An 8,858-nucleotide genomic window follows, 5' to 3' on the forward strand; every position below is an offset into this window, starting at 1 on the left:
AGGAGGCTTCTCTGGATGGGGGTGCCTCCTTTTTGCAGGTTAAAAAAGCTTTTACCCGTTCAGGCAACAATTCTGATAAGCAAACGGGTAAACAGGGGGAAACGGCGATGATTTTTGTTTGTGATGTTGGAAACACACATATAGTGCTCGGTACATTTGACGAAGGAAAGCTAACCCATCATTGGCGCGTGTCAACGGATCGCGAGCGAACAGAAGATGAATTCGGTATGCTGATCCATGAACTTTTCACGTATTCAGGGCTTTCTTTTTCCCACTTTAACGGAGTTGTTCTTTCATCGGTAGTTCCGTCCGTTATGTTTGCACTTGAACGTTTATGCACAAAGTATTTTCATCTGAAGCCGATCATTGTTGGCCCGGGGATTAAGACGGGATTGAATATAAAATATGATAATCCGAAAGAACTCGGTGCAGACTTAATTGTAAACGCTGTTGCGGCAGTCCATGAATACCAGGCACCGATTATTGTCATTGATTTCGGGACAGCCACCACTTATTCCTATATTGATGAACAAAAGGGGTATATCGGCGGGGCGATTGCACCAGGCATTGATATTGCAACTGAAGCACTTTACGAAAGGGCATCTAAGCTGCCAAGAATTGAGATAGTAAAACCCCCCAGCATCATCGGACGCAATACGATTCATGCCATGCAGTCCGGTGTGCTTTTCGGCTATGTCGGACAAGTGGAAGGTGTTGTCACTCGAATGAAAAGACAGGCAGTGGTCAACCCGGTGGTGGTAGCAACCGGAGGGCTTTGCACGCTGATTGCTCATGAGACGGATATAATTGATCATGTTGACCCACTGTTAACACTCAAAGGACTTTTTCTTATCTATCAACGTAATTGCTGATCTATAAAAGGCCATGTGAATGGACACTGGCTCACTCATGAAAAGTGCCGGTTTTCATCACGGGGTTCAGAGACTTGTGAAAAGTAAATCGAAAAACAAAAGTAATGGTGTCAATCTAAAAGAAAGAGGTGAATAAAATGGGTGACTATTTTATTAAGGCTCTGGCGTGTGACGAGAAGCTGAGAGTGATCACTTCGATAACAACCGAAACCATAGGAGAAGCGCAAAAGCGGCATGGTACTTGGCCAACGGCCACGGCAGCATTGGGCAGAACAATGACCGCAACAATGATGATGGCGGCGCAGGAGAAAGGCGATAAAAAAGTGACTGTTACCGTTCAAGGTGGCGGGCCAATCGGTGCGATTGTTGCGGATGCCAATACAGAGGGGCAGGTGCGGGGCTATGTAACCAACCCCGAAGTCCATTTTCAACTGAATGCGCATGGAAAGCTTGATGTGGCACGCGCAGTCGGAAATACCGGTTTTCTCAGTGTTGTCAAAGACATTGGATTAAGAGACAATTTTATTGGGCGCGTGCCGATGACTTCCGGTGAAATCGGTGATGACTTCACTTATTACTTTGCGCGATCTGAACAAGTGCCCTCTGCAGTAGGAGTCGGCGTTCTGGTCAGCCCGGACCAGTCAGTTAAGGCATCGGGTGGATTCATTGTTCAAGTACTGCCCGGAGCGGAGGACGCAGTAATCAGCAGGCTGGAAGAACGACTGAACACTATACCCCCGATCTCCAAGTTAATTGATGCCGGGCATTCTCCGGAAGAACTGCTTGATGACCTTTTTCCGGACAGGGACTATAAGGTATTGCAAAAAAAACCGGTGGCCTTTCACTGCGGGTGTTCTAAAGAAAAGTTTGCCGGATCAATCGCCGGCATTGGTGCAAAGGAAATTCAGGCGATGATCGATGAAGACGGCGGAGCGCAAATCACTTGCCAGTTTTGCCAAACGCACTACACTTTTACCGCTGACGAATTAAGAAAACTGCTCCCGAGTCACTAACAGATTGCATTGTGTGCGCAAATTCTGCGTATCACTATTATTGACGGTCCGCACACTTACTGATAATATAATATATAAATCTCATCTGACAACTGAGGATTATAAGGAGGATGGAAAATGACTGTTGCAAATTCGGTTACTGAATTAATTGGGAATACACCGATTGTCCGTTTGAACCATTTGACGGATGAAAATGATGCGGAACTCTATGCAAAACTGGAATATTTTAACCCGGGCAGCAGTGTTAAAGACCGCATTGCGCTGGCAATGATCGAAGCGGCGGAAAAAGAAGGAAAACTAAAACCAAATGATACGATTATCGAACCGACCAGCGGCAACACAGGTATCGGTCTGGCACTTGTGGCGGCTGTAAAGGGATATAAAGCCATTTTGGTCATGCCGGAGACGATGAGTATTGAACGGCGCAAATTATTTAAAGCCTACGGGGCAGAGGTTATTCTGACGCCAGGTGCACAGGCGATTAAGGGCTCAATTGCGAAGGCTCAGGAACTTGCAAAAGAAAAGGGGTATTTCCTTCCGCAACAGTTCAAAAATCCTGCTAACCCTACAATACATTATGAAACAACCGGAAAAGAAATCACGGAAGCATTTGATTCGTTAGATGCTTTTGTGGCCGGTGTCGGAACCGGTGGTACGCTCAGCGGCAGTGGCAAGGCCCTGAAGGAAAAATTCACGGACATTCGTATCTATGCAGTTGAGCCGAAAGATTCTCCGGTATTAAACGGAGGCAAGGGTGGTCCGCATAAGATTCAAGGCATCGGTACGGGCTTCATTCCGAATACACTGGATACGGAAATCTACGATGAAGTGATTGATGTAGCGAATGAACAGGCATTTGAGTATGCCCGTCTGGCTGGCAAAAAAGAGGGCGTTCTGGCCGGTATTTCCGGAGGCGCTGCGATTTACGGTGGCGTTCAGGTAGCAAAGAAACTTGGTAAGGGTAAAAAAGTCCTTGTCATTGTCCCGGATAATGGAGAACGTTATTTGAGTACACCGCTGTATCAAGTTGAAGATTAAAATGTGTGGGCCGTCTTAAACACACAGGATCAGCTGAGAACAATATATAGAATTCTGAAGGACCGGGCGCTGTTGCTCGGTTTTTTTCTTGTACTATAAGAAAGTTTAAAATTCAGCAAATTATCGTATAAGTGCGATGGCGACTTTGGCTTCGCCAGAGGCTTGGCAAAGCCAAGTTTTCTAGCAAGTAAATAAAGTATAAGATTTTGACCCATATGAAAACCAATAAACCAGTGTCTTACCGAAAATCAAAGCGAAGGTGCGCTGGCGCCTGCGGAGCATTCCTGTTGATCAGCGAGCCTAGGAAGACCCCGCAGGAATTTACCTGCCCACGGAGGCTTCCGGATCGCCCGCGGCAAGTGAGCAGTCGTAGCGGTAATGCATCAACAGGCATAAAACAATAAATCATAGTCGGAGATGGGGGACCGGTCGTTTTTTACCACGCTCATAAGTGAACATGCAGATTGTTTATGCCTTTTGGTCTGCTGAACAATTCGCTGATCTGCTGAAGTACAGGATGGCTTTCGTTGTCAACCTTGCGAATCAGTCAGTTGAAAAATGGTTTCTGCACGAACAATAAAAAGGTACCGCAGGATGCAGCCTGGTGCATCCGGAAATTCATTTTAACTTTGATTAAGCGTCTTTTTCGCTAAGGCTGGTCAGCTATCTGTGCTATACTGTTTTTATTAAGCGAAGATTTCAGGAGGATCATATAGCCTGTGAATACCTTTCATCTTTCACCTTACCATCTACTTCAGATCAGAGATAAAACGATTGACTATCGAAAAAAGACTGTAATTATGGGCATATTGAACGTGACTCCGGATTCCTTCTCCGATGGCGGACGTTTCAACCAGGCAGATCTGGCAGTGGAGCATGCGCTGGAGATGGAACATGAAGGCGCTGACATTATCGATGTCGGCGGAGAATCAACACGGCCCGGACATACACCGATTACTGCGGATGAAGAAATTGCCCGTGTCGTTCCGATGATTAAGGCGATTCGCAAGGCAACCGACATCCCGCTTTCGATCGACACTTATAAGGCGGAAACGGCGGAACGAGCGCTTGATGCCGGTGCCGATATTATTAACGATGTCTGGGGAGCCAAGGTTGATGCGAATATGGCGAAGGTAGCTGCCGAGTTTCAGGCACCAATTATTCTCATGCACAATCGTGATGATAATCATTATCAGGATATTATTGAAGATATGAAAAGCGATCTGCGAGAAAGTATTACAATTGCCCTGAATGCCGGTGTTGCACCTGAGAAAATTATTCTTGATCCCGGGATTGGTTTTGCGAAGGATTACAGGCAGAATCTCTATGTCATGAATCATCTTGAGGCTTTTCATGAATTGGGTTATCCCCTTCTGCTCGGTACATCACGTAAGGGATTTATCGGAAAAACATTAAATTTAACTGTGGATCGTCGTGTAGAGGGTACTGGTGCGACTGTTTGCCTCGGAATTGCCAAGGGATGTCAGCTGATGCGTGTGCATGATGTTCTTCCGATTGCGCGTATGGCGAAAATGATGGACGCAATGATGCGGGAGGCAGACATTGGCTGATAGAATACGCTTAAATCGGATGCAGTTTTATGGTTACCACGGCGTCTTGCCCGAGGAGAGGAAACTGGGTCAGCTTTTTGCTGTCGATCTGGAATTGAGCTGCGATTTGTATCAGGCCGGGACAACCGATCAGCTTGATCAAACGGTGAATTACGCTGCTGTTTTTGATCAGGTGAAAGAAATTGTCGAGGGACCTCCGTTTATGCTCATTGAGGCACTGGCGGAAAACATTGCAGAGCGTGTCTTGATCAGCTTTTCAAAAGTAACGAAATGCCTGGTCAAAGTCATGAAACCGAATCCACCGATTGCGGGTCATTATGAATCAGTTTCCGTAGAAATTGAGCGTTCCCGAACGACCGCTTATCTGGGACTTGGATCAAATATTGGCAATCGGGAAAGTTATCTGGAACGTGCGCTCGAGGCGTTGCAAGCGGAACAAAAGATTAGAGTAGTGCATTGCTCGTCCATATATGAAACGGAGCCTTATGGCCCGGTCCGGCAACCTGATTTTTTAAATATGGTCGCGCAGGTTGAAACGTTCTTTCCCCCGCTTCCTTTCTTGAGAAAACTGCAGGAGATTGAGACTGCGCTGAGCCGGGCGAGGGAAGTGCATTGGGGACCGAGAACGATTGATCTTGATCTTTTAGTTTTTGGTCAAAAGGTGACCTGCTCTGAAGCGTTGTCACTGCCCCATCCGGAAATTGCGCGTCGTGCATTTGTCCTCAAACCGCTTGTTGAGATTGCGCCTCATTTGGTCGTTCCGGGTCTCCATCGATCAGTCATGGATTTGTGGCAAAATCTCAATGGGGGAGAGGATGTGCAATTATGGAGAACGAACAATGGGGGAGGAAAATTCGGGCTTTTCGAAAATTAAAAGGATACACTCAGGCCGCACTTGCTAAGGAATTAGGCATTTCTCTGACACTTTTGGGAGAAATTGAAAGAGAAAGCCGGGAGCCCGAAGCAGAACTTGTGATCAAAATTTGTGATACGCTGGGAATAACCCTTCAGGAAATGAAGGAATTAACGATGAAGAAGGGATAATTTGATGCTAAAGATCGGTTCAATTGAAATGAAAAATCGAGTCGTGCTCGCACCGATGGCCGGCGTCTGCAACTCAGCGTTCCGTTTGATCGCCAAACGCTTTGGCACGGGTCTTGTCTGTGCCGAAATGGTTTCTGACCGCGGCATCATTCATCATAATCAGCGGACTTTGGATATGCTTTACATTGACGAACGTGAGAAACCGCTCAGCCTGCAGATCTTTGGTGGTTCCAAAGAAACACTTGTTCAGGCTGCAAAATATGTGGATCAGCATACGAATGCGGATATCATTGACATAAACATGGGGTGCCCGGTACCGAAAGTAACAAAATGTGATGCCGGTTCACGATGGCTGCTTGATCCGGACAAGATATATGAAATGGTTGCGGCGGTAGTTGATGCGGTAGAAAAACCGGTAACCGTTAAAATGCGCAAAGGCTGGGACGACGATCATATCTATGCTGTGCGTAACGCTCAGGCGGTTGAGTGTGCGGGTGGGAGCGCGGTAGCCATTCACGGTCGTACCCGCGTGCAGATGTATGAAGGCCGTGCGGACTGGGAGATCATTCGTCGGGTTAAAGAGTCCGTAAGCATTCCGGTGATTGGCAATGGAGATATTCGGACACCGATGGACGCGAAGCGGTTGCTTGATGAAACCGGGGTAGATGGTGTCATGATTGGTCGTGCCGCGCTGGGTAACCCATGGCTGCTCTATCGGACAGTAAAATACTTGGAGAGCGGCGTGTTGCCTCCGGAACCGACGGCAAAGGAAAAAGCGGAGGTCTGCCTGATCCACTTCGATCAACTGGCGAAACTGAAGGGTGAACACATTGCGTCGCTTGAAATGCGCAAACATGCTGCGTGGTATATGAAAGGACTGCGCGGCGGCAATGAGGTGCGCAAGCAGATTAATCAGTGTGGGACAGCCGCTGAGCTGCGGCAGATTCTTATTGATTTCAGGGATCGGCTGTCGTATGATTTACCGGTAACGGTCTGAGGTTGACAGTCATTTTTTAATTCTCTATAATTCGATTAGATATCCAAACTGCCGGTGGTATTACTGGCAGTTTTCTTTATACTGAAACTTTTAAGGATTGTCGCAAGGTAACTTAGACTTCGCCTGTGCTGGAGGGATTTGGCGAAGCTAAGTTTTCTCATACTGCAGTTGGAAGATCATTGGATTTAGGCTTTTGTGATGCTGCAGGATATACAACTGGAGGTAGAACAATAATGAGTCAGGAAGTAGATCTGACCGATCAGCTTCAAGCCAGGCGCGAGAAGCTGAAGGTTTTGACTGAACAAGGAATTAATCCGTTTGGCGGCCGTTATGAGCGTACGCATGATACGGCGCAAATTCGTTCGTTATACGCAGACAAAGATGCGGAAACGCTTGAGGCTGAAGCTCTGCCGGTGGTTATGGCCGGCCGGCTGATGGCAAAGAGGCGCAAAGGCAAAGCGGGTTTTGCTGATATCCAGGACTTCGGTGGCCGGATTCAGTTGTATATTCGCAAAGATGCCGTCGGAGAAGAGCAGTACGAAATTTTCAAACATATTGATATTGGCGATTTTGTCGGTGTTGAAGGTACGGTATTTAAGACACATGTTGGCGAACTCTCGATAAAAGTAAACAATTTCAGCATTCTTTCTAAAGCGATGCGTCCGCTTCCGGATAAGTTTCATGGCTTGAAGGATGTTGAACAACGTTATCGTCAGCGCTATCTGGATCTTATTGTGAATCCTGAAGTGCGTGAAACATTTATTCTTAGAAGCAAGGTGATTAAGGCCATCCGGGATGAACTTGACGGCCAAGGCTATCTGGAAGTTGAAACGCCAACCATGCACTCCATTCCGGGTGGGGCGGCGGCGAGGCCGTTCATCACACATCACAATGCACTGGACATGGATCTTTATATGCGAATCGCGATCGAATTGCATTTGAAACGGCTGATTATTGGCGGATTTGAAAAGGTATATGAAATCGGTCGTGTTTACCGCAACGAAGGTGTCTCAACGAAACATAATCCTGAGTTCACGATGATGGAACTCTATACTGCTTATCAGGATCTGCGCGATGTGATGGAACTGACTGAGAACCTGATCGCTTCAGTCGCTGAAAAAGTACTTGGTACTATGGAAATTACGTACGGTGAAACAAAAGTTAATTTAACCCCCCGCTGGCGTCGTGTACATATGGTAGACGCCATTAAAGAAGAGACCGGTGTTGATCTGTGGCCGCAAATGACCGATGAAGAAGCACGCCAGCTGGCTGTGGAACATGGCGTCGCTGTAAAAGATGATATGACCTATGGTCACGTTGTCAATGAATTTTTTGAACAAAAAGTGGAAGAAACATTGATTCAGCCAACCTTTATATATGGACATCCGGTTGTCATTTCTCCGCTGGCAAAAAAAGATCCGAAAGATCCGCGGTTCAGTGACCGATTTGAGCTGTTTATTGTAGGAAGGGAACATGGTAACGCCTTCAGTGAGCTAAACGATCCAATTGATCAGCGTGAGCGCTTTGAAGCGCAAATGCGTGAACGTGAAGCTGGAAATGACGAAGCACAAATCATTGACGAAGATTTTCTTGAAGCGATGGAATACGGTATGCCGCCAACCGGTGGTCTCGGCATTGGTATTGACCGTTTGGTTATGCTGCTGACGAATTCAGCATCGATTCGTGACGTATTGCTTTTTCCACAAATGAGAAGAAAAGATTAATAAAAATAATTCGATTTAGTCTGCATGCGATGTGCAGACATTTTTTATACGCTTAAATTTGCAATTTAAGCGTATTACTTTAGAAGAAAGGAGATGTCTCAAAAAAATCTATTGACGATGGGATATCCTTTAAAATATGTGCGTTTTGGAATTTAGTGCGCGGGTGGCGGACTCCTGTGAAGCGTTTCTTCTGATCGCAAGTCAAAGGGGCCCCCGCACCGCTGCAGGATCGTCCACGGTCGTCTCTGTTGATGCGGGCGGAGCGCAGTATAAGTTGATACCCTTTTGGGGCAGCTTCTTCCTGTATGGCGGATTTGTGGTAAATGATTAAAACGGTGCAGAGAAATAATTGAGAAAGTGAGCGGCAATTCATCTACTGCTATATTATTGACAAATGAGAAATATGCTGATAATATTCTTTTGTTACCGGTTAAATAGTCAATTGTATTGACATGCAGTTCCGGTTTATGTATAGTAAATAATATCGTTTTTGATTTTGAACACTTTTTATTGAGCACTTGATTTTTTGTGGACTACCTGTTGACATGTGATTGATTACTTGATAAAATGTTCAAGTCGCTTCAGAAACGACAGCGAAG

The 8,858-nt window shown here is 46.2% G+C and carries 8 protein-coding genes; all 8 read left to right on the forward strand.

The window, feature by feature from the left end; genetic code table 11:
- The first annotated feature begins 107 nt into the window (after window positions 1-107).
- The 8 genes from M3N64_RS11185 (at window position 108) to lysS (ending at window position 8,259) form a co-directional block, all read left to right on the forward strand.
- The gene (locus tag M3N64_RS11185; RefSeq protein WP_249102240.1) at window positions 108-872 is read left to right on the forward strand and encodes a type III pantothenate kinase; all 765 of its coding nucleotides are present in this window, start codon (window positions 108-110) and stop codon (window positions 870-872) included.
- Window positions 873-1,009: 137 nt separating this feature from the next.
- On the forward strand, window positions 1,010-1,885 hold the full coding sequence (gene hslO, locus M3N64_RS11190) for an Hsp33 family molecular chaperone HslO (RefSeq protein WP_249102230.1): 876 nt from the start codon (window positions 1,010-1,012) through the stop codon (window positions 1,883-1,885).
- Between the two features lie 117 nt (window positions 1,886-2,002).
- The gene (gene cysK / locus M3N64_RS11195) at window positions 2,003-2,923 is read left to right on the forward strand and encodes a cysteine synthase A (RefSeq protein ID WP_249102231.1); all 921 of its coding nucleotides are present in this window, start codon (window positions 2,003-2,005) and stop codon (window positions 2,921-2,923) included.
- A gap of 719 nt (window positions 2,924-3,642) precedes the next feature.
- A complete protein-coding gene (folP, locus tag M3N64_RS11200) occupies window positions 3,643-4,494 on the forward strand; it encodes a dihydropteroate synthase (protein ID WP_249102232.1) in 852 nt (283 codons plus the stop codon).
- Window positions 4,487-5,368 carry a 2-amino-4-hydroxy-6-hydroxymethyldihydropteridine diphosphokinase gene (folK, locus tag M3N64_RS14210; RefSeq protein ID WP_368389916.1) on the forward strand — a complete coding sequence of 294 codons (882 nt, stop codon included), beginning with the start codon at window positions 4,487-4,489 and terminating at the stop codon, window positions 5,366-5,368. Before folP ends, folK begins: the two co-directional genes overlap by 8 nt.
- Window positions 5,320-5,538, forward strand: a complete 219-nt coding sequence (locus M3N64_RS11215; RefSeq protein ID WP_249102233.1) for a helix-turn-helix domain-containing protein — start codon at window positions 5,320-5,322, stop codon at window positions 5,536-5,538. The genes folK and M3N64_RS11215 overlap by 49 nt, the downstream gene beginning before the upstream one ends.
- A gap of 4 nt (window positions 5,539-5,542) precedes the next feature.
- The gene (gene dusB, locus M3N64_RS11220) at window positions 5,543-6,535 is read left to right on the forward strand and encodes a tRNA dihydrouridine synthase DusB (protein WP_249102234.1); all 993 of its coding nucleotides are present in this window, start codon (window positions 5,543-5,545) and stop codon (window positions 6,533-6,535) included.
- A gap of 233 nt (window positions 6,536-6,768) precedes the next feature.
- The gene (lysS, locus tag M3N64_RS11225) at window positions 6,769-8,259 is read left to right on the forward strand and encodes a lysine--tRNA ligase (RefSeq protein ID WP_249102236.1); all 1,491 of its coding nucleotides are present in this window, start codon (window positions 6,769-6,771) and stop codon (window positions 8,257-8,259) included.
- The last annotated feature ends 599 nt before the right edge of the window (window positions 8,260-8,858 follow it).

The sequence above is a fragment of the Sporolactobacillus mangiferae genome (genome assembly GCF_023336505.1).
Lineage (GTDB): Bacteria > Bacillota > Bacilli > Bacillales > Sporolactobacillaceae > Sporolactobacillus > Sporolactobacillus mangiferae.

What these genes read in the sequence shown, in the direction of transcription:
- dusB (WP_249102234.1), top strand. Translation starts at nt 5,543, where the DNA reads ATGCTAAAGATCGGTTCAATTGAAATGAAAAATCGAGTCGTGCTCGCA.
- M3N64_RS11215 (WP_249102233.1), top strand. Translation starts at nt 5,320, where the DNA reads ATGGAGAACGAACAATGGGGGAGGAAAATTCGGGCTTTTCGAAAATTA.
- lysS (WP_249102236.1), top strand. Translation starts at nt 6,769, where the DNA reads ATGAGTCAGGAAGTAGATCTGACCGATCAGCTTCAAGCCAGGCGCGAG.
- cysK (WP_249102231.1), top strand. Translation starts at nt 2,003, where the DNA reads ATGACTGTTGCAAATTCGGTTACTGAATTAATTGGGAATACACCGATT.
- M3N64_RS11185 (WP_249102240.1), top strand. Translation starts at nt 108, where the DNA reads ATGATTTTTGTTTGTGATGTTGGAAACACACATATAGTGCTCGGTACA.
- hslO (WP_249102230.1), top strand. Translation starts at nt 1,010, where the DNA reads ATGGGTGACTATTTTATTAAGGCTCTGGCGTGTGACGAGAAGCTGAGA.